This window comes from Priestia sp. TRN 1309 (assembly GCF_050846875.1).
Classification (GTDB): Bacteria; Bacillota; Bacilli; order Bacillales; family Bacillaceae_H; genus Priestia; species Priestia zanthoxyli.
Map to the genome: position 1 here is coordinate 280,413 of NZ_JBOZGM010000005.1, position 20,557 is coordinate 300,969.

Below are 20,557 nucleotides of genomic sequence, written 5' to 3' on the forward strand. Positions count from 1 at the left end.
AAAAAAACGAACCACTGATCAAACGGTTTGATTAGTGGTTCGTTTTTCACTTCAACTATACTATTTTTGTTTCAGCGTCTTTAAGCTGAATGATTTTTTTTACTAATTTGTTCATGCATGTAAGGAGACAGAAACGGAATACGCTTGATAATCACATCGTGAATCCAGAATAATCGCTGGATAAGAGGAGCTGTTTTATCTGAAAGATAGATAACAAAGCAGCTGATAGCTCCCGCAATTACCATGCCTCCAAGTACATCTGCTGGATAGTGGACACCTACGTAAATGCGTGAAAGGCCCGAGATGGCAGCCCATATAAAAATGACGCTTCTCCATTTGTTTTTTCGTAACCACATGATCCAAGCAGCAGAAAAGACTAAAATCGAATGATCACTGACAAAAGATGAATTAGCCGGGTGCGGAATCAGCTTATGAACATGATGAGTCACAAACGGACGCGGGTGGTAATACACCAGGTGAATGACTTCATTGATACAAAGAGAAAGGACAATTGTAAACAACATGTATAAAGCCGTATAACGGTGATAAATTGTTCTTTCTGTTTTTCCGCTAAACCAAAGCAAAAGCAAACAAGCCATTATAAAATAAGGAACGCTATTCGTAATGATAACCATGACAGAATCCATTGCGCTGGATTTACCAGCAAACGAGTTAATCCATTGAAATACTTCGTAATTGAGGTTCATTTGTTTTCTCCTTATGCAGTACTTTTCACTCTTAGTTTAGATTGACACTCTAAAAAAACGATGAATTTCACATTAAAAATCAATTAAAATCCGAAATTCAAGGGCATTTAATGATATAAAAAGGAGAGGAAGAAACTGCTTTTAGAATAGGAGATGAAACAGTTGAAAAAGGTTTTATTTTTACCTCTTCTAAAAATGCCTTCTGGCCATCATCAAGTGGCAGAGGCGTTAATGGATATATTGGAAAGAAGAACAACAAATATTTGTTATAAAAAAATAGATTTATTAAGTTATACAAACGAACTATTAGAAAAAGTGGTTACAGGCACATATTTGAAATGGATTCGTTATGCTCCAGAAACATACAATATGGCATACAAACATCTCTTTTATGAACCGCCTGTTCATTCATTCAAATGGTATCATCACGTATTCGCAAAAAAAATGGAGCACTTAGTTAAAGAAGAAAATCCGGATTTAATTATATGCACACATGGATTTCCTTCTTATTTGCTCAGCCAATTAAAAGCAAAAGGCAAGTGCAATGTTCCTATTATAAATGTCTACACGGATTTCTTTATTAATAATTTATGGGGAAAAGAAGAGATTGACTTTCACTTTCTTCCTAGTGAAGAAGTAAAAAGAGGGCTTCGTGCTCAAAGTGAAATTCCACTTCAAAATATGATGGTCACAGGGATACCGGTACATGAAGAAATAACAAAAACAAGAACTGTTAAGCATCATGGTAACCGAAATATTTTAATTGCCGGAGGCAGCAGCGGTCTAGGCAATATTATGGATTTTTACAATGATTTAAAAGACGCGCGCCATTTTCATTACTTTGTCTTATGCGGCAAAAATCAAAAGTTATATGAAGAAATCAAAGGGTGGGAACTACAACACGTTACACCAATTCCGTACATTTCATCACGCACAGAAATGAATGAACTGTATGAGCGAGTGGATGCTATTGTAACAAAACCAGGTGGTATCACGGTCAGTGAAGCTCTTCGCAAAAATTTACCGATTTTTGTTCATTCTGCTTTACCGGGTCAAGAAGAGGTGAATTTACGCTATTTAACAGAGCGAAACTTAGTTCAAGAACTAAAGGCGGATCAATCGTTAGAAAGTCAGCTGCAGACAGTGCTGCAGGATGCTGATAAAATGAGCACATTGTATAACGCGATTGCTGCTTACCATAAAGAAATCGAAGCACAAACGCCTGAAGAACTTTTAGCAGTAGTCAATTGGATTCTAGGTGAAAAGCAAACGATTGGTCTTCATGCGTAAAACATTCATGTTTACAAACAATAAGGATAAGCTAAAGAACAAGTATGTTGAAAAAGTAGGATTTAGATAAAAAAACAAACATCTTTTGAAAAAGGTGTTGTTTTTTTATCTAAAGAAGCTATTCTTTCACTTAAGACATGTGGTGAGAGGTGCATAATATGAAAGAGAAAATTTTAATTGTGGAAGATGAAGCGCAAATTGCGAAAGTGCTAAAGATTGAATTGGAATTTGAAGATTATGAAGTAGATGTTGAGTACGACGGGAAAGCGGGTTTAGAGACGGCAATATCCGCTCAATATGACCTCATTTTGCTCGACGTGATGCTTCCAAGTCTGAGCGGTATTGAGGTGTTAAGAAGACTTCGGAAAGCGGAAGTGTTTACGCCAGTTATTTTATTAACTGCCCGAAATACGACGTTAGATAAGGTAATGGGGTTAGACCAAGGGGCTAATGATTATGTTACAAAACCGTTTGAAATTGAAGAGCTGTTAGCACGAGTTCGCTCTTGTATTCGCTATCGTTCGCTCGTAGAAGCATCAGGAACGAAAGAAGCTGAAGCAGAGCTCTTAACGATCAGTGATTTGACCATTAATCTTGAAACAAGGGAAGTCCTAAGAAACAATGAATCCATTACGTTGACACCGAAAGAGTATGATTTAGTCGTGTATTTGCTTACGAATAAAAATAAAATTGTCACGAGAGAAGGGATTCTCACAAACGTTTGGGGCTATGAATATGAAGGAGAAACAAACGTAATTGATGTGTATATTCGCCACTTAAGAAAAAAAGTAGATGAAGGTTTTTCTACTTCTCTCATTCATACGGTGCGGGGCGTAGGATATATGATGAAAGAGGAGAAACATGAAGATCACGACGAAGATTAATTTGCTGACAACAGCATGGCTAGTGGTTATTTTATTAATCATGAACATCGTTGTTTTTTTCTCCTTCACTAAATCTACGGTGAATATGGAACAGGACATTTTATTCGAAAAAGCACGCGAGATTATTCAAAAAGGTCAGCAAGATCATTCCGTGGAGCTTTCGCCAGAGTTACTAAAATTTTATTTGACCAACCATTCATTTATCCGAACAGTCTCAGAAAATTCTACGGTCATTAATCAAGTATCAAATGATCCTCATCTGGTGAAAATTAAGCCCGAATTTTCAAAGAAAAAAAAGGTGAAGCTTCGCAAAATTAGAGAAAAACAAATATTGGTTATTCGCATGCCTGTCAAAGTCAATAATCAAGTCGTTGAAACGCTTGAGATTGGTGAGCTCCTGACTGGTTTTGAAACCCGCAAAGATATTTTGCTATCAATTTTGATTTTTTGTTCGCTTGTGTCCATTTTACTGTCGCTTTTAGGAGGAAGATGGTTATCACGCGTCATTATGCATCCTATTAAAAATATGGTCACAACGATGAAAGAGATTGAAGAGAGCGGTGTTCCTAAAAAAGTTCTCATTCAAACGGAGACGAGAGATGAACTGCAGGGTATGACCGTTACGTTTAATCATATGATTGACCGCTTGCGAGAAAATATTGAAAAGCAAAATCAGTTTGTTTCTGATGCTTCTCACGAATTAAAAACCCCTCTAACTGTTATTCGCAGTTATTCTAATTTATTAAGAAGAAGAGGGATTAAAAATGAAGAAATTACGCTGGATGCGATCGACACCATCTATGCGGAAGCAACCAAAATGCAAAAAATGATTGAAACGCTGCTTGATCTGGCAAGTGTGGAAAAAGAACAAACGCTTGATATGAAGCAAACAGATCTTGTTCTTATTTTTGAACAAATCGTTAAGCAGCTGCAGCAGGTATACAAAAGAGAATTAGTTCTTCATTATGATCAAACGCCCATTATGATTCAAGTGGATGAACTGAAAATGAAGCAAGTGCTGATTATTTTGCTTGATAATGCAATTAAATACAGTACGAATAAAATTGAAGTGACCGTGGAAAAAAAGCAGGAAGATGTCATTATCAAAGTGAAAGACTATGGAATTGGTATTCCAAAAGAAGATCTTGCACATATTTTTGAACGTTTCTACCGAGTGGATAAAGCTAGAAGCAGAGCTACGGGAGGAACGGGGCTTGGACTATCGATTGCACAAACTATTGTCCGCCAGCATAAAGGCGAGATTTTTATTAAAAGTGAAGAAGAACAAGGGACGGAAGTTGTGATTCATCTTCCCGTTTCATCTATAAACTAAAAAAGCCGCCATTAGGCGGCTTTTTTATGATCATGATGCTGATTTTTGTTTTCTTACTCTTAATTTTTTTAACTCCGTTTGGAAGAATAGATACAGTGATGCAACTGTAAATACACTAAATCCAATTATCTCAAGGGGTTCTCCACCAGCTTCAAATAGCTTAACCAAACCTTCACCGCATAACTCTCCTCCAATAAAAATAAGGAAAATACCAAGCGCTTTAAAAATAATCCAAAGGTTCAGCTTAATAGCTGTTTTGAACAGAATGTATGTAATAACGACGGCCAGCAAAATGCCACTTATACTGCCGAATACAATAGAAGAGGCGTGTTGATTCACTTGTGTCAGATTAAAAATGATTAGTTCTGTTCCTTCACGAAAGACAGATAAAAAGGCTAAAACGATTAATCCCCACTTGGAAGAGCTTTTGGAAATTTTTGATGTAACTGAAGATGTCACTTCTTTGCTTCGGTGCAACCACAGAATAAAATAAGCAATAAGGCCAGCAGCTAAAAGCATCATGACTCCTTCAAAAATTTCTTCTGACTCTTCTTCTAACTCTTTCGCCTCATTAAAACCAATAAAGCCAAATACTAAGCTGAAAATAAGGCCAGCAGCAGCGCCAATAAAGACGGAATATTTTAAGTCTTTTCGGCCGATTTTTGTAACATGAGCTAAAATAATTCCAATGATAAGCGATGCTTCTAAACCTTCACGAAGCGACAAAGCCAAACTTGACCACATAAAAAGCTCCCCTTACTTTAAATGATAAATAATAATTTCTCTCTAATTTTAATGATAATGATTATCGTTGTCAATGTGATTTTTGGCTCTTTAAAAATTCTTACTTATATAAGATTTCTCCGACTAAAGTATGAAAGTATTTCATTATAAAGTCGTGCGAAACGCAAGGACAAAGCGAATAAAATAAGAGTATCAACAATCAGTGGAGGTTTTAGTATGAGTTATACTCTTTTTATAAAAGCAAATGACAGATCGGCAAGTGAAGCGGTCAGCGTAAAATTATATGATGCGTTTTTAGAAAGCTATCAACAATCGCACCAAGGTGAAGAAATAATGGAGCTAAATTTGTTCAAAGAAGAACTTCCTTATTTAGGTGCTGACATGATAAACGGTCAGTTTAAATTAGCAAGAGGACTAGAAGTGACGGCAGCGGAAAACAAAGCAGCAGAAATTGCTAATCGTTACCTAGAACAATTTGTGAAAGCTGATAAAATTGTCATTGCCTTTCCTCTTTGGAATTTTACTGTGCCGGCCGTGCTTCATACGTACTTTGATTATTTAAATCAAGCAGGCAAAACGTTTAAGTATACGCCAGAAGGTCCTGTGGGATTACTGGGCGATAAAAAGGTGATGTTATTAAACGCGCGTGGCGGAGTATATTCAGAAGGTCCAGCAACTGAGGTCGAAATGGCCGTTAAATATGTTAGCAGCGTACTTCAATTCTTTGGAATCACGGACGTGAACTCCGTTATTATTGAAGGACATAATCAGTTTCCGGATCGTGCTCAAGAAATTATTGAAAGTGGCTTAGAACAAGCAGCACAAGCAGCCAAAATATTTTAAATAACCGTAGTAAAAAAGGACAGGACAAAAGTATTTTAGGTGAAGGTATATCCGAACGATAAATCGTTCGGATTTTTTGATGTTATGGTAAGCGTAGGTTTCGTGCATGTAGTAGCTTTTAGGTGTTGATTGGAGGGCAAGGCGAAGACTCCTGCGGGAAAAGCGGAACAGGTGAGACCCCGCAGGAGCGCAAGTGACGAGGAGGCTCAGCGCCCGCCCGCGGAAAGCGAAGCCTTGCACGGAAATCAACAGCCGTGTCACAAGCGGTCCATACTAGCGCCTTTATCCCATTTGTCCTTATTTAGAGTAAATTGATTTATTATGTGTCCATCTTTTCTTTATATTTTTTATCTGTATATCTTAAAAAATAATAGGTAAAATGAATAAATAAGATAAAATATATTCGCTTTATCTATAGGAGGAGCAGAGATGGATATTCGTCAGCTTAATTATTTTTTAGAAGTCGCTAAATTAAGGAGCTTTACTAAAGCATCTCAAAGTCTCCATATTTCACAGCCGACCTTGAGCAAAATGGTGAAAAACTTAGAAGAAGAATTGGAAGTAGAATTAATTGATCGGTCCGCAAGACAGATTGATTTAACGGATGCCGGGGAAGTTGTGTATGCGCAAGGACAAAAAGTTATGGCATCCATTGATGAGCTATCGACTTATCTATATGATGTGATGAATCTGAAAAAAGGCATGATTAAAATTGGAATTCCTCCATTGATTGGAGTCCTGTTCTTTCCAAAGATTATTAAAGGGTTTCAGCAGCTCTATCCAGATATCACAATTAAACTTATTGAATACGGAGCCAATCGTGTTCAAAAAGCAGTAGAAAAAGGAGAGTTAGACTTAGGTGTAGCGGTGCTTCCAGTAAATGAACATCTTTTTGATATTAATCCTTTTATCTCTGAAAAAATGCTTTTATATGTTCACCATTCTCATCCTTTGGCCTCTAAAACTCATGTGGAAATTAATGAACTAGCCCAAGAGAAATTTATTTTATTTAATGAAGATTTTACGCTTCACGACCGGCTTATTCAGGCGTGTCAACAAGCAGGATTTGAACCTAACGTAGCTTACGAGAGCTCTCAATGGGATTTTATTGGTGAAATGATTGCGGAAAACTTAGGTGTATCTATCTTTCCACAGTCCATTGCAGCAAAAGTGGATTCTGCTGTTGTAAAAGCAATTCCTATTACCAATCCTTCAATTTCATGGGATTTAGGATTGATTTTAAAAAAAGATAAATATATTTCATATGCCTCTAAACAATTCCTTCACTATATGAATGAACAGCATTCTGTTTTATATAGATAAAATGCATATGTTGTATTGAATATATGTATTTTACGAAAGAAAGAATGTGCGTTAAAGTAGATAGTGTAGAAAACATACACGAAAACAAACATTGATTCCGCGCGGTGTCAGTAAAAAATACGGAGGCTGATTTTACATGGCACAAAATAGTTATCAAAAAGGTTTAGATAAATTAATGGAATATACGTTAACGAGTAACGATGATATTTCGACTCATTTAAAAATTACGGAAGACTTAAAAGACCTAGCTCCTGACGTTGGGAAATATATTATTGAATTTGCCTATGGAGACATTTATTCACGACCAGGTTTAACGAATAAGCAGCGAGCTTTAGTTACCATTTCGTCATTGGTTACTCAGGGTACAGAGCCTCAGCTTGAGCTGCATTTAAACACAGGTTTAACAGCTGGACTAGAGCCGAATGAAATTGTGGAGAGCATCATTCAATTAATTCCATATACGGGTTTCCCTCGCGTGTTAAATGCTTTAAGCGTAGCCAAGAAAGTATTCGCTCAGCGTGACGTGGAAGTAGATACAGGCGAAAAAGAGCTAGTAGAAAATAAATAATAAGCAAAAAAAAAGACGCTCTAAAAGAGCGTCTTTTTTTTATGCGAGCTGCTTTTGTTTGGTTTCTTTTCCTAGAAAAACAACCGAACCAACACCGATTAAAATAGCTGCACAAAAGATGGAGAACGTAATCGTTAAAGACGCACCTTGGGTTGACATATACCCAACTAACAGCGGTCCTAAAATTCCTCCAATTCGTCCAAAAGAAGCTGCCATTCCAGCCCCTGTGCCTCGAATAGATGTCGGATATTGCTCAGGTGTATACGCGTATAAAGCTCCCCAAGCGCCTAAGTTGAAGAAAGACAACAGCATACCTGCTGTTAGCAGCAGCCAAAGTGACTCTGCATTTCCGAAGATATATGCGCTGGCAGCCGTACCTAACAGATATGTGACCAATACGAATTTTCGGCCCATGCGTTCAATAAACCAAGCAGCCGTATAATAGCCAGGCAGTTGAGCTAATGTCATAATCAATACATATTCAAAGCTTTTGATTAAGCTAAATCCTTTAATGACCATGACGCTAGGTAGCCATAAAAACATGCCGTAATATGAAAATACAACGCAAAACCACAGAACCCACAGCATAACGGTAGATTGACGATAAGGCTTAGACCACACGCTTCTTACATTGTCCGCAATAGACGGTTTCTTTTCCTTTGTCGCCTCTAAAAATTGAGGAGAATCTGGCAGTTTGATGCGCAAATAAATGGCATAAAATGCTGGTATAGCCGTTAGGATAAGAGCTAGCTGCCACCCGTAAGCTGGGATTACAAAGTAAGAAATAAGCGCTGCCAGTAGCCAGCCGAACGCCCAAAAACTTTCTAACAAGACGACCACTTTACCGCGTTTTTCCGGCGCCACGGTCTCAGACACAAGGGTAGAAGCAACAGGCAGCTCTCCTCCTAAACCCATTCCAATTAAAAATCGAAATACTAAAAAAGCAGCAAGGGTAGTAGTAAGAGCCGAAAGTCCGCTTGCCACTGAAAAAAGAACAAGAGTCACAATAAAAACGGTTTTTCGCCCAATTCGATCAGCCAGCAGCCCGAACACGAGAGCTCCAACGGCCATCCCGATCGAGTTAACGCTGCCTATCCAACTCATTTCAGTAGGGGAAAGTCCCCATTCAGCGTGAAGAGCTGCAATGATAAAAGACAAAATGCCAACATCCATTGCATCGAAGAGCCATCCTAGCCCTGCGATGCCAAGAAGCTGACGTTCTGATAATTGTTTTGTTTTCATGTCTTCCTCCTAGAAGCAAAGAATTTTGCTTTAAGTTTACACCTGTCTTGACATAATGTCACGTCTATTTTAAAGAAAAAATGCAAACGGAAAAGCTCTATACCTTAAGGTATAGAGCTAATTGTATTCTCACATTTTATCGTAAAGCATTTTTCCAGGCCATGTATACGCCATATGACCGCCATCTACCGTAATGCAGTCACCCGTTACATATGAGCTGTCATCGGATGCTAAAAATAATACGGCACCGGCTACTTCTTCTGGTTTGCCTAAACGGCCCATGGGATCGACCCATTCATATGCTTTTCTGAATTTTTTTCCTTCTTCAGCGCCTGATAAATCATCAAGAAGAGGCGTTTCAATTGTTCCAGGAGCAATTGAGTTAACGCGAATACCTTCACGAGCGTAGTCAATTGCCATGGTTCTTGTTAAGTTGGTAATAGCACCTTTCGCCGCGTTATAGCCTGAACGGTCTAAGTCTGCTGCCAGTCCGGATACGGATGAATTATTAATAATCGACCCGCCATTTTCTAACATCAGCGGAATAACATATTTGCTTACAAGAAATGTTCCGCGTAAATCTACCGACATTAAGCGATCCCAAAGTTCTACAGGATATTCGTGAAGCTTGCCGCCTTCTGTGTCTGTCCCCGCATTATTAAAAAGAATATCCACTTTTCCAAATTTCTTTTCAATTTCCGCTGTGAACTCTTTTACTTTTTCTTCTTCAGCTACATCGATATAGTAGGCGTATGCTTCACCGCCAGCGTCTTTAATTTCTTTTGCTACTTTTTTTACCCCGTCCAAATTAATATCGGCACAAATAACAACCGCTCCTTCTTTCGCAAAGCGCTCAGCAGTTGCTTTTCCTATACCAGAGCTTGACCCTGTAATAACAGCAATTTTTGATTCTAAACGTCCCAATTGTATCCCTCCGAAAAAATAAATATATAAGTATGTATGTTCATGTACCCATCTATTATTTTGATAAAACGTCGCTAGTTTATACGTATGTGAATAGAAATAAAAAGACGCAGCAAAACAAATCCATTGTATAATGAACAGCAGTATGTCAGGAAAAATGAGGTGTTTGCATGAAAGCAATCATAAAAAGTTTTATTAATGGACTCTTAACGATTGTCCCTATTATCCTTGTTATTTATATTTTGGTAAGAGTATTTAATTTTTTAGACAGCATTTTAGGAAACGTATTGAAGCCCTATATGAAGCAGGATTATATACCTGGTATTGGAATCTTAGCAACGCTTGTCTTAATTACGTTCTTAGGGTGGTTATCTACCCGTTTTTTCGCTGGGAAAATTATTAACTTAATTGATCGATTGTTAGAAAAAATACCGCTTGTTAAAACGCTATATAGTGTCATTAAAGATACATTTCAATCTTTTCTTGGAGAGAAAAAGTCTTTTTCAAAAGTAGCTTTAGTGCCAATGCCCGGCACGTCAATGAAAGTCATAGGGTTTGTGACCTCTGAAGAAGTAGAAGAGGTGATTCACTCGTTAAAAGACCATGTCGCTGTCTATGTTCCACAAACTTTTCAAGTAGCCGGTTTTACTTTTTTGATTCCAAAAGAAGAAATTGAATGGTTAGATATTAAGCCGGAAGAAGCAATGAAGTTCGTGTTATCTGGGGGAGTATCTAGTTCAAAAGCAGAAAAATAACAGAAGGCTTCAAGCCTTCTGTTATTTTTGTTGGAGTAAAGCTGTTAAAAGATTAAGCGGTGCTTCCAACGGTTTAAGTTCCGTTAAATTTCCAACCATGCCTTTTACAATAGCAGCGGTAGGCTTATCTTTTTTTAGCTCCGTTTGTAAAATGTGAAAGCTGTCTGCGTGTTCATCAGAAATATGATCGCTGGTGTCTAGCAGATGTTTAATTTCCTCAAGAGCTTGTTTTACCTGCTCATTTTTACTTAGAAAAGTCGTTCGTTCCTTTCCGTATATATCTTCACCAAAAGAAGCGGGAATAAGGGGACGAGGTTTTCTAGCTAATAAATCTTCTACTAATACATCAACTCGTTCCATTATGTACTGCGCGACTTCTTTAAAGGTAAGCTCGTATTGATTGAAGATAATAATTTCTAAAAAGGAATGATGAATACCTTCAATCATTTTCGTTAAATCGGAGATATAAGGAGTTACGTCTTCTCCGTATACGCTAACGAGGCTTTTGCGATGAAAGTAAAACGTTTCTCGCTGCATTTTATGAACAAAGGTCTCCACTTCTTTGTTAAATGGAATCGATTTTTCCCGGATTTGCATGATAATAAAATCTCTGTGCTCTGTAATAAATTCATAGAAATAGATGAGCTGATTCATATAGCGGCTGCGGGCATCGTTTACTTCCTCGTCGAGAGCATAAACAGAGCTAAAGAGCTTTTCATAGTAAAAGTTTAGAATTGATAATAAAAGTGCATCCTTAGATTTGAAGTGCAGGTAAAATGCACCTTTTGAAATGTTGCATTCATCTACAATTTCTTGCACAGAGGTAGCATTAAATCCTTTTTTTGCAAAAAGCTTAATCGAAGCTTCAATTATTCTTTTTTCTTTTTCTTTCAAGTATTCTACCTCCTTTATTGAACAATTTGACCATTCATTTCGTTAGATAATAGTATCATACACTAAAAAAGATAAAGGTATATATCAAAGTTAAGAACGGGAGTCAGTTCCTCTAAAAAAGATTTATCGTAAATATGTCTTTATTATGAACATATTAGGAGAGAGACTGCTTAGGGTTGACACTGACCGGTTAGTCATTTATATTTTAAGTTGTTGTGACCAATCAGTCAATTTTGTTAGTATACATATATTTGAAGGAGGATATGCATTGGGGAAGTTTATTAAATTTTCATTGAAAAATAAATTTGCAGTATGGCTGTTAACACTCTTTGTCATTATTGCAGGGCTGTATTCAGGATTTAATATGAAGCTAGAGACCATTCCTGATATATCAACGCCTGTTGTAACAGTCAGTGCAACTTATCCGGGCGCCACTCCGGAACAAGTGGCAGACAAGGTGAGTAAGCCAATTGAACAAAAGCTTCAGGGACTGAGCGGCGTTGACACAGTTAGCTCGTCTTCTTATGAAAATATGGCTACCATTCAAGTTGAATATGGCTTTAGTAAAAATATGGAGAAGGCAGAAGACGAAGTCAGACGAGCTCTTTCAAACGTGGATCTGCCAGATGATGTAGAGGAACCAAATGTTTCAAGACAAAGCATCAGTGATTTTCCGATTATTTCATTAAGTGTTTCAGATGATAAAAAATCATTAGAAGACTTAACGAAGTATGTAAAAAATACCGTTGTTCCACAAGTTGAAAAAGTGCAAGGCATTTCTTCGGTCAGCGTGTCAGGAGAACAAGTTGAAGAAGCAGAACTTGTATTCAAACAAGACAAGCTCAAGCAGCTGGGACTCGATGAAGATACGGTGAAAAAGCTGATCCAAGCATCCGATGCAAAAGTGCCGGCTGGTACGTATACGATGGATGGATCTCAAAAATCTGTTGTGGTAGACGGAAAGATGACAACAGAAAAAGATTTGGAAAACTTAGAGATTCCAGCTGTGCCTAGTCAAGGAGCTGCTCAAGGTCAGCAACAAGGAATGAGCCAGCAGCAAACACAAGGAGCTGTGCAGCAGGCGCCGTCCGCAGCTTCGATTCCAACTGTGAAATTAAAAGAAATTGCGGATGTTAAAGTGACGGGGAAAGCAGAATCCATTTCTCGCACGAACGGAAAACCTTCAATTGCTGTACAAGTTGTCAAAGCGAAGGATGCGAACACAGTAAATGTTGTAAATGATATTAAAGAAAAAATGAATAGCCTAGAAAAGAAAAATAAAGACCTTCACGTTGACAATATTTTTGATCAAGGTAAACCGATTGAAGATTCTGTTCATACGATGCTAAATAAAGCTATTATCGGTGCGGTCTTTGCGGTTATTATTATTCTTTTATTTTTACGTGATATTCGTTCAACGATTATTGCCGTTATTTCAATTCCGCTTTCGCTATTAATCGCCATTTTGGCGCTCAAATCAATGGATATCTCTTTAAATATTATGACGCTTGGAGCGATGACTGTAGCCATCGGAAGGGTTGTAGATGATTCCATTGTCGTTATTGAAAATATTTACCGCCGCATGGCTTATCAGGAAGAAAAGCTTACAGGAAAAGATTTAATTGTCGCGGCGACGAAAGAAATGTTTGTTCCGATTTTTTCTTCTACAGTCGTAACCGTGGCCGTATTCTTACCGTTAGGTCTCGTAGAAGGACCGGTAGGAGAGCTATTCTTACCGTTTGCGTTAACGGTTGTTTTTGCACTGTTAGCATCACTGCTAGTAGCGGTAACACTCGTGCCAATGCTTGCTCATTCGTTATTTAAAACAAATGTAAAAGTCAAAGAAGAAAAGCCAAGCAAACTAGCGCACGGATATAAGCGAATTTTGAACTGGACGCTAAACCATAAGCTTATTTCCTTTGGGTTAGCCGTACTACTGTTAGTAGGAAGTTTATTTTTAGTTCCTTCTATTGGGGTTAGCTTTTTATCATCCGATCAAGAAAAAACGCTGACGCTTACGTATACACCGAAAGCCGGACAGTCTCAAAGCGACGTGGAAAAAGCAGCGAATCGCGCAGAAGCGTACTTGATGAAGCGAGATGGTGTCAAAACGGTTCAGTATTCGTTCGGTGAAGGTAACTCTTTTAATCCGGGAAGCAAAAATAACGTTTTAACATTTGTGCAATATGACGAGGATACACAAAACTTTGATAAAGAGCAGGATAAAGTATTAAAAGCTCTGAATAAACAAGCGAATCAAGGTGAATGGGGCTCCATGAATACGGCGTCTAGCGGCAGCAATAATTCATTAAACGTCCTTATTTACGGAGATAGCTTAGACGAAATCAAACCTTATGCTGATAAAGTTCAGCGCGTTTTAGAAAAGCATAAAGAACTGAAAAATGTCGATTCTACGCTTTCAGATACGTTTGATGAATATACGCTAGTACCGAACCAAAAGAAAGCCGCTGAACTCGGCTTGTCTGCTAGTCAAATCGGAATGCAGATTTCCAACCTTGGACAGCGTGAAGTATTAACAACTATCCAAAAAGACGGAAACGAAATTAACGTATACCTTCCAAAAGAAAAAGAGGATTTCTCTACTTTTGCCGAACTTTCAAGCACAAAAGTGACCTCTCAAACTGGACAGGAAGTTACATTAAATGAAGTTGTCGATATTAAAAAAGGTAAAACGTCGAATACGGTAACTCGCCGTGATAATAAAATTTATGCAGAGGTAAGTGCCGATATTAAGAGTGACGATGTAGGCGGTGTTTCTTCTAACGTCCAAAAAGAAGTGAAGAAAATTGATTTGCCAAGTGATATGGACATTAACTTTGGCGGAGCATCAGAGCAAATTAATGACTCATTTAGTCAATTAGGAATTGCCATGCTCGCAGCCATTGGTATCGTGTACTTCGTACTTGTACTGACATTTGGTGGAGGTTTAGCGCCATTTGCTATCTTATTCTCACTTCCATTTACACTTATTGGTGCGCTAGTGGCGCTTTTAATCTCTGGGGAAACGATTAGTATTTCTTCGATGATTGGAGCTCTTATGCTGATTGGAATTGTGGTAACCAATGCGATTGTTCTGATTGACCGCGTGATTCATAAAGAGCAAGAGGGTCTTTCAACGCGTGAAGCTTTACTAGAAGCTGGAATGACACGTCTTCGCCCGATCTTAATGACAGCTATTGCAACGATTGGTGCACTGCTTCCATTAGCTTTTGGATTTGAAGGTGGAGGCCTTATCTCAAAAGGGCTAGGGGTTACCGTGATTGGAGGACTAACAAGTTCTACGCTGCTTACGCTCATTATCGTTCCAATTGTCTATGAGTTTTTTATGAAGTTTAAGCGCAAAAAAGTAAAAGAGTAGAAGCAAGACAAATTTCCGCTTTTGAGGTGAATAGCGATGAAGTCAATTGATAAACTAATGAAACAGCTGATTCAACAAGGAATTAAAGCAAAGAAAGTGACGATTGATAAATCAAAGCGCCAGCAGTGGATGTCCATGTCATTGCCTAAAACGGCATGGCAGCATTCAAAATAAAAAAGAGCTGACTTAGAGTCAGCTCTTTTTTTATTAACGATCTGTATCTTCAAATGATCCTTCTTGATAGGCGTCGCTTATTTGCTCATGTGTTTCTGCTAGACCTTGTGAGAGTGCATCTTGTCGGTTATAATCTTCTGTTTCGAACTGACGGTCAGCCATTTCATTTGTATCTGGCTGCTTTTTAGGCTGTTTTTTTGAATTCATTTTCACCACTCCTATTTAATAAAGTGAGACCACGGTTAGTGTGCGATGAAAGGAAATACATTATACATGAAAGAAAGAGCTTCGATTCGTCGAAGCTCTTTCTTTCATATTATTATTGTTTTTTATCTAAGAAGATTTTTTCAATATCATCAAGGACGATATTAGCTGCTAACACACCGCCTGCTGTATTCCAAGTAGCATCATCTACTTTATGAACATGATTTTCTTGAGCCACTTTTAGCTTTTTAAAGAGAGGATCGTTTATCCATTCTTTTTCAAGCTTTGTTGCTTCACCGTCTCCCGTTTCATAAGAGAAGTAAAATAGCTGATCGCCGTCCATTGCCGGAATGCGTTCTTTTGTTGCATTCATTTCAGCAAAATCATCCTTGTCTTGAGACTCAGGGCGAGCAAATCCAAGCTGATCTAAAATAACACCTGAGAATGAATCTTTATGATAGATACGAACGTCTCCAGCTGTAAAGCGTACAACTGAGATTTTTTGTTTTAACTGATCTCCAAGGCGTTTCTTTAAATCTGCTACGCGATTGTCATAGTCAGCTAATACTTCTTTACCTTTTTCTTCTTTGTTTACAGCTTTTGCATATAGCTTAAAGTTTGATTTCCAATCTCCGCGCAGCTCCTCAGAGAATACAGTCGGAGCAATTTGACTAAGCTGATCGTATACTTTTTCTTGTCGCATTTTATTTCCGATAATCAAGTCAGGCTTTAAAGCAGCGATTGCTTCTAAGCTTGGCTCGCTTTCTGTACCCACACTTTTAACGCCTTTCATCTGACCTTTAATATGGTCATACCACGGATTTCCTAACCATGATTGAACAGCGCCCACAGGCTTTACACCCATTGCAAGAAGAGCTTCAGTACCTTCGTTCGTTAAAACAACCACTCGTTTAGGCGTTCCTTTAATATCGGTTTTATCCATTGCGTGTTTTACTGTGTAAGTTTCGCCAGAACCCTCAGTTTTTTCTTTTTTATCGCTGTCAGCGCCGTTTGAATTACCGCAGGCTGCCAGCACAAGCAGTGTCATAATGGTAAGAATGGACAACAAATATGACAACTTGCCTTTAGAATATGTATTCACATCTTTTCCCCCTCGTAAGTGATAATGATTTTCATTAACAATTAAGATAATATTCTAACTTTTAAGCGGTGTCAATTAAAAATTGAAAATGATTCTCAAAATCATTGACACTTTTTTCAATGTTTCCTAAACTAAAGGTTAGATATATATAGGAATCATCTTAGAGGAGAGCAATGAAAATGATGCTACGCAGTGTTCAAATGAAAGTAATGGGGCTCATCATTGGAATCATGCTGCTTTTAATCTGTATTGGATTAAGTATCGTACTCGGATACACAGATACAAGTATCAAAACAGCATTTGAAGCTTTTCAAGCGTTTAACGGTTCGAATGAGCACATAGTTATTCAAAATATTCGATTGCCGCGCGCTATAATCGGTGCTGTGGTAGGTATTTGTTTAGGAATTGCAGGAGCAATGATGCAGGCGTTAACGAAAAACCCACTTGCTTCACCGGATATTATCGGTGTGAACGCTGGGGCCAGCTTTTTTATTGTTGTTGCAGTGATGATTTTTTCGGTCAATTCACTTCAAGCTTTTACATGGATTGCATTTGTAGGAGCGGCACTAACCGTAGTGGTTGTCTATTTTCTTGGGTCCATTGGAAAAGAAGGGCTAACGCCTATCAAACTGACGCTCGCAGGAGCGGCTATTGCAGCCTTTTTCTCTTCTTTAACACAAGGACTGCTAGCTGTGGATGAATCTTCGCTTGATCAAGTCCTCTTTTGGCTGGCAGGGTCTGTGCAAGGACGCAAGGTTGAAATGTTGTATGGCATACTGCCTTATGTAGTGCCAGCAATTATTGTTACTTTTTTTATCGCTTCAAAAATTAATATTTTAACGATTGGTGAAGACGTAGCCAAAGGATTAGGTCAAAGAACAGCTCTTGTCAAAATTATAAGCGGCATCATTATTGCGATTTTAGCGGGGGGAGCCGTTGCAGTAGCCGGTCCCATTAGCTTTGTAGGAATCATTGTTCCTCACGTTGTAAGAGCAATCGTAGGACAAGATTATCGCTGGGTATTTCCTTATAGTGCGGTTGTCGGCGGGATTTTAATTTTATTAGCTGATGTTGGCGCAAGGTACGTCATTATGCCTCAAGAAATCCCTGTTGGAGTCATGACTGCTGTTATTGGTACACCTTTCTTTATCTATATGGCAAGGAAAGGGGCGAAGACGTCATGAAAACATACTTATCTCTTCGCTTAAAGAGAATTTCATTTTTAGTTAATATAAAAGCTGCTCTAATCATTACCGGATTTTCAGCTGTCCTTGTTGCACTCTTTTTGTTAAGTGCAGGTACGGGTGACTTATTTATTAATCCATTTCGTGTAATTAAAATTTTAGCGGGTCATGGGTTGGAGTTTGAACGATTAGTTGTTACATCTTTTAGACTGCCGCGTATTATTGTTGCCATTTGTGCTGGTATTTGTCTAGCTATTGCGGGCGCTATCTTGCAGGGGCTTGTGAGAAATCCGCTTGCTTCACCAGACTTAATTGGATTAACAGGAGGAGCGTCAGTTGGTGTAGTGTTATTTTTGACACTATTTAGTGATAAAAGCAACTCGTTAACCGTAAGTATTAATTGGATGCCTGTTAGCGCATTTTTAGGTGCCGTGGCAGTGGCGCTTTTACTTTATGTGTTTGCCTGGAAAAATGGTGTCTCTCCTATTACACTAGTATTAATAGGAATTGGATTAACAGCGTTAACGAAAGCTATGACCACGCTGTTTATGATTATGGGTCCTATCTACCGCGCTAGCCAGGCAAATATTTGGATTACCGGAACGGTGTATGGTTCAAATTGGGCCAGTGTTTCCGTACTAGTTCCAGTTACTGCAGGGCTGGTTATAATTACGATTTTAATGATTCGAAATTTAAATGTTCAAGAATTAGGTGAAGAAATTGCGACTAACGTTGGAAGTCGCGTTCAAAAAAATCGATTGGCACTATTGCTGATGAGCACAGCTTTAACCGGGAGCGCCGTTGCATTTGCCGGTGGAATTAGCTTTGTAGGGTTACTTGCTCCACATATTGCCCGAAAGCTTGTAGGTTCGTCATTCGGCGCTTTAATACCGCTATCGGCACTAATCGGAGCGATTTTAATCACAGCAGCAGATTTAATTGGCCGAACATTCTTCTTGCCAATCGAAGTGCCAGCAGGTGTATTTACAGCTGCAATTGGCGCACCATACTTCATTTATTTACTATACAAACAAAGAAACGTATAGCATTCTTTGTAGAAGGAGCGATTCGCATGCATTCGTTAGAAACAAAGTCGCTAACATTATCATATGGAGAAGCGATGATTATAGATGAGCTTGACGTTACCATCCCAAAGGGTGAGATTACGGTTTTTATCGGCAGTAATGGATGCGGAAAATCTACGCTGCTGCGTTCACTGGCAAGGTTATTGAAGCCACATGCAGGCTCTATTTTACTAGAAGGTTCTAAAATTTCTTCTCTTCCTACCAAGGAAATTGCAAAGCAGCTAGCAATCCTTCCTCAAGGTCCTGTTGCACCTGAAGGTCTGACTGTGCTGCAGCTTGTTAAACAAGGGCGCTATCCGTATCAAAATTGGTTCCGCCAGTGGTCTCAAGAGGATGAAGAAAAAGTGCAAAATGCACTGGAAGCAACAGGCTTAGCAGACTTGGCAGATCGTCAAGTTGATTCGCTTTCTGGGGGACAGCGTCAGCGCGCATGGATTGCCATGACACTAGCGCAAGATACAGATATTATTTTACTTGATGAACCGACAACATATTTAGATATGACGCATCAAATTGAGATCTTGGACTTGTTGTTTGAACTGAATGAAAAAGAAAATCGTACCATCGTAATGGTGCTGCATGATTTAAACTTAGCTTGCCGCTATGCTCATCATATTGTGGCGCTTCAAGATAAAAAAATCTATGCACAGGGAAGACCAGAAGAAGTCATTAACTGCGATTTAGTACAGCGAGTCTTTAATATGAACTGTGAAGTGACGGTTGATCCGTTATTTGGAACGCCTCTTTGTATTCCTCATGGGCGCGGACGATGTATTGTGAATAAGCTGCGAGTTGAAACGCAGCATGCTCAGTAGGAATGAGCAAAGCGAGTTAGCAGAAAAATTCCGCTGTACGTTTAAAGATAACTCGCTGTACAGGTTTTCTCCTGCCAGCTGCATGGATGAAAGTAAGGTGAAGGTGCAGCTATTATGGATTCAAGAGACGATGGAGGCCGCTAGTTTGAGAGCAGCTGCTTCAATGTTAGCAAAGCGGTATAGTTTTGTTGTGGTTGCGGCTTTGTATTCATTTATTGTGTTTCAAAAAAAGATAAATGCATCGACTAAAAATGTATCTTTGCATACCGAACAAGTTGAAACGATGTGGCTTCCAAAAGTGTTTATCTCAGAAATTGAGACGACAGAAGTAACAGAGGATAATCGCGAAATTCTTCTTGATGAACTTCTTGATGAATTGTTTGCTTATCAAATTGAGCCGATGTGGTCAGTACTGCGTAAAGTGACAAAAATCTCAAAGCTGACGCTGTGGGAAAACGTAGCTGTTTATATTCACTGGCTTTATGATTTGCTTTTAGCAAACGAAGAAATAGACAATGTGAAAGTGCAAAAGAATTTACGATACGTGTTAGAAGAAGCTGAGGGACGTCACTTTGGTTCATATCATAACAATCCGCTTGCTCGGTACAGTTCACCTCCTCAATATATAGAGAAACAAAAGCAGGAGATAAGAGTACGAAAAACGTGCTGTTTGTCCTACCAAACAGGAGATAAAGAGACTTATTGTCGAACGTGTCCGGTTATTTGTAAACCAAAGAAAGGAGTGACTGCGCATGAGTAAAACCTTTCAAGAGCAATTCGACGGTTTGATTGAAAAGTATACGGAACTAATGGTTGGAGAAAGTGATGAACAGCTGCAGGAAAAAGTGAAAATGTGGGCACTTTACAACCATATCTCAAAATCTATGCCGCCTTTAACAAAGCATTGGAATCAATTATATCCAGACGCAAAAGCGGAAATGATTGAAATTGTGAAGGAAATAAAAGAGCTGAATGAAGCGCATCGAGCGTCACAGCGAAAACCAGAATAAAAACATTCATCACGAAGCTGATGAATGTTTTTTTATCAAAAAAGCTCCAGGTAGCTTTTTGATCTAGTGTGCATATGTTAATGAAGGGTGCCTATCT

General features: G+C 38.6%; 21 protein-coding genes and 1 pseudogene. 15 read left to right on the forward strand and 7 right to left on the reverse strand.

Annotated elements, in window-relative coordinates; all coding sequences use genetic code 11:
* Window positions 1-80: 80 nt before the first annotated feature.
* Entirely contained in the window at window positions 81-707 is a 627-nt protein-coding gene (locus ACRPLQ_RS20910) for an undecaprenyl-diphosphatase (protein ID WP_432236265.1), read from the reverse strand.
* Window positions 708-860: 153 nt separating this feature from the next.
* On the opposite strand from ACRPLQ_RS20910, the gene ACRPLQ_RS20915 reads away from it, so the two are divergent.
* The 3 genes from ACRPLQ_RS20915 to ACRPLQ_RS20925 all read left to right on the forward strand — a co-directional run bounded on the left by ACRPLQ_RS20915 (window position 861) and on the right by ACRPLQ_RS20925 (window position 4,214).
* On the forward strand, window positions 861-1,997 hold the full coding sequence (locus tag ACRPLQ_RS20915; protein WP_230624697.1) for an MGDG synthase family glycosyltransferase: 1,137 nt from the start codon (window positions 861-863) through the stop codon (window positions 1,995-1,997).
* A 158-nt stretch (window positions 1,998-2,155) separates the two neighbouring features.
* Window positions 2,156-2,881, forward strand: coding sequence for a response regulator transcription factor (locus ACRPLQ_RS20920; protein ID WP_025752630.1), 726 nt, complete (start codon window positions 2,156-2,158; stop codon window positions 2,879-2,881).
* A complete protein-coding gene (locus ACRPLQ_RS20925) occupies window positions 2,859-4,214 on the forward strand; it encodes a sensor histidine kinase (RefSeq protein ID WP_028412071.1) in 1,356 nt (451 codons plus the stop codon). Before ACRPLQ_RS20920 ends, ACRPLQ_RS20925 begins: the two co-directional genes overlap by 23 nt.
* Before the next feature lie 30 nt (window positions 4,215-4,244).
* Here the strand turns inward: ACRPLQ_RS20925 and ACRPLQ_RS20930 are convergent, their stop codons facing one another.
* A complete protein-coding gene (locus ACRPLQ_RS20930) occupies window positions 4,245-4,958 on the reverse strand; it encodes an FTR1 family protein (RefSeq protein ID WP_028412072.1) in 714 nt (237 codons plus the stop codon).
* A gap of 216 nt (window positions 4,959-5,174) precedes the next feature.
* Between ACRPLQ_RS20930 and ACRPLQ_RS20935 the strand changes: the two genes are divergently transcribed.
* From ACRPLQ_RS20935 to ACRPLQ_RS20950, 4 genes and pseudogenes are all read left to right on the forward strand, one after another.
* Window positions 5,175-5,801 (forward strand): FMN-dependent NADH-azoreductase, encoded by a 627-nt coding sequence (locus ACRPLQ_RS20935; protein WP_165635041.1) that lies wholly within the window; start codon window positions 5,175-5,177, stop codon window positions 5,799-5,801.
* 125 nt (window positions 5,802-5,926) lie between these two features.
* Window positions 5,927-6,106, forward strand: a pseudogene (locus tag ACRPLQ_RS20940) (hypothetical protein).
* Between the two features lie 124 nt (window positions 6,107-6,230).
* Window positions 6,231-7,124: a LysR family transcriptional regulator gene (locus ACRPLQ_RS20945; RefSeq protein WP_033580433.1), complete on the forward strand. Its 894-nt coding sequence runs from the start codon at window positions 6,231-6,233 to the stop codon at window positions 7,122-7,124.
* A gap of 136 nt (window positions 7,125-7,260) precedes the next feature.
* Window positions 7,261-7,692, forward strand: coding sequence for a carboxymuconolactone decarboxylase family protein (locus ACRPLQ_RS20950; protein ID WP_033580434.1), 432 nt, complete (start codon window positions 7,261-7,263; stop codon window positions 7,690-7,692).
* A gap of 39 nt (window positions 7,693-7,731) precedes the next feature.
* Here the strand turns inward: ACRPLQ_RS20950 and ACRPLQ_RS20955 are convergent, their stop codons facing one another.
* Both ACRPLQ_RS20955 and ACRPLQ_RS20960 read right to left on the reverse strand, forming a co-directional pair.
* A complete protein-coding gene (locus ACRPLQ_RS20955) occupies window positions 7,732-8,934 on the reverse strand; it encodes an MFS transporter (RefSeq protein ID WP_033580435.1) in 1,203 nt (400 codons plus the stop codon).
* Window positions 8,935-9,063: 129 nt separating this feature from the next.
* Window positions 9,064-9,858: an SDR family oxidoreductase gene (locus ACRPLQ_RS20960; RefSeq protein ID WP_028412075.1), complete on the reverse strand. Its 795-nt coding sequence runs from the start codon at window positions 9,856-9,858 to the stop codon at window positions 9,064-9,066.
* Window positions 9,859-10,028: 170 nt separating this feature from the next.
* On the opposite strand from ACRPLQ_RS20960, the gene ACRPLQ_RS20965 reads away from it, so the two are divergent.
* Window positions 10,029-10,613, forward strand: coding sequence for a DUF502 domain-containing protein (locus ACRPLQ_RS20965; protein WP_028412076.1), 585 nt, complete (start codon window positions 10,029-10,031; stop codon window positions 10,611-10,613).
* A gap of 21 nt (window positions 10,614-10,634) precedes the next feature.
* On the opposite strand, the gene ACRPLQ_RS20970 is transcribed toward ACRPLQ_RS20965, so the two are convergent.
* Window positions 10,635-11,507 carry a TetR/AcrR family transcriptional regulator gene (locus ACRPLQ_RS20970; RefSeq protein ID WP_165635040.1) on the reverse strand — a complete coding sequence of 291 codons (873 nt, stop codon included), beginning with the start codon at window positions 11,505-11,507 and terminating at the stop codon, window positions 10,635-10,637.
* 268 nt (window positions 11,508-11,775) lie between these two features.
* On the opposite strand from ACRPLQ_RS20970, the gene ACRPLQ_RS20975 reads away from it, so the two are divergent.
* Window positions 11,776-14,886, forward strand: a complete 3,111-nt coding sequence (locus ACRPLQ_RS20975; protein ID WP_028412078.1) for an efflux RND transporter permease subunit — start codon at window positions 11,776-11,778, stop codon at window positions 14,884-14,886.
* 36 nt (window positions 14,887-14,922) lie between these two features.
* Complete coding sequence (locus tag ACRPLQ_RS20980; protein ID WP_014457868.1) at window positions 14,923-15,060, forward strand: hypothetical protein; 138 nt, start codon at window positions 14,923-14,925, stop codon at window positions 15,058-15,060.
* A 33-nt stretch (window positions 15,061-15,093) separates the two neighbouring features.
* Here ACRPLQ_RS20980 and ACRPLQ_RS20985 read toward each other — a convergent pair whose 3' ends face one another.
* Both ACRPLQ_RS20985 and ACRPLQ_RS20990 read right to left on the reverse strand, forming a co-directional pair.
* Window positions 15,094-15,267, reverse strand: a complete 174-nt coding sequence (locus tag ACRPLQ_RS20985) for a YozQ family protein (protein WP_080754494.1) — start codon at window positions 15,265-15,267, stop codon at window positions 15,094-15,096.
* A 112-nt stretch (window positions 15,268-15,379) separates the two neighbouring features.
* Window positions 15,380-16,366, reverse strand: a complete 987-nt coding sequence (locus ACRPLQ_RS20990) for an ABC transporter substrate-binding protein (RefSeq protein WP_028412079.1) — start codon at window positions 16,364-16,366, stop codon at window positions 15,380-15,382.
* A gap of 179 nt (window positions 16,367-16,545) precedes the next feature.
* Here ACRPLQ_RS20990 and ACRPLQ_RS20995 point away from each other — a divergent pair, with 179 nt between their 5' ends.
* The 5 genes from ACRPLQ_RS20995 to ACRPLQ_RS21015 are packed head-to-tail and all read left to right on the forward strand — an operon-like array spanning window position 16,546 to window position 20,460.
* Window positions 16,546-17,550 (forward strand): FecCD family ABC transporter permease, encoded by a 1,005-nt coding sequence (locus tag ACRPLQ_RS20995; RefSeq protein ID WP_028412080.1) that lies wholly within the window; start codon window positions 16,546-16,548, stop codon window positions 17,548-17,550.
* The gene (locus ACRPLQ_RS21000) at window positions 17,547-18,596 is read left to right on the forward strand and encodes a FecCD family ABC transporter permease (protein ID WP_028412081.1); all 1,050 of its coding nucleotides are present in this window, start codon (window positions 17,547-17,549) and stop codon (window positions 18,594-18,596) included. The genes ACRPLQ_RS20995 and ACRPLQ_RS21000 overlap by 4 nt, the downstream gene beginning before the upstream one ends.
* Before the next feature lie 26 nt (window positions 18,597-18,622).
* Window positions 18,623-19,450, forward strand: coding sequence for an ABC transporter ATP-binding protein (locus ACRPLQ_RS21005; RefSeq protein WP_013059664.1), 828 nt, complete (start codon window positions 18,623-18,625; stop codon window positions 19,448-19,450).
* The gene (locus ACRPLQ_RS21010; RefSeq protein WP_165635039.1) at window positions 19,440-20,210 is read left to right on the forward strand and encodes an IucA/IucC family C-terminal-domain containing protein; all 771 of its coding nucleotides are present in this window, start codon (window positions 19,440-19,442) and stop codon (window positions 20,208-20,210) included. Before ACRPLQ_RS21005 ends, ACRPLQ_RS21010 begins: the two co-directional genes overlap by 11 nt.
* Window positions 20,203-20,460, forward strand: coding sequence for a YusU family protein (locus tag ACRPLQ_RS21015; protein WP_028412083.1), 258 nt, complete (start codon window positions 20,203-20,205; stop codon window positions 20,458-20,460). The genes ACRPLQ_RS21010 and ACRPLQ_RS21015 overlap by 8 nt, the downstream gene beginning before the upstream one ends.
* Window positions 20,461-20,557 lie beyond the last annotated feature (97 nt).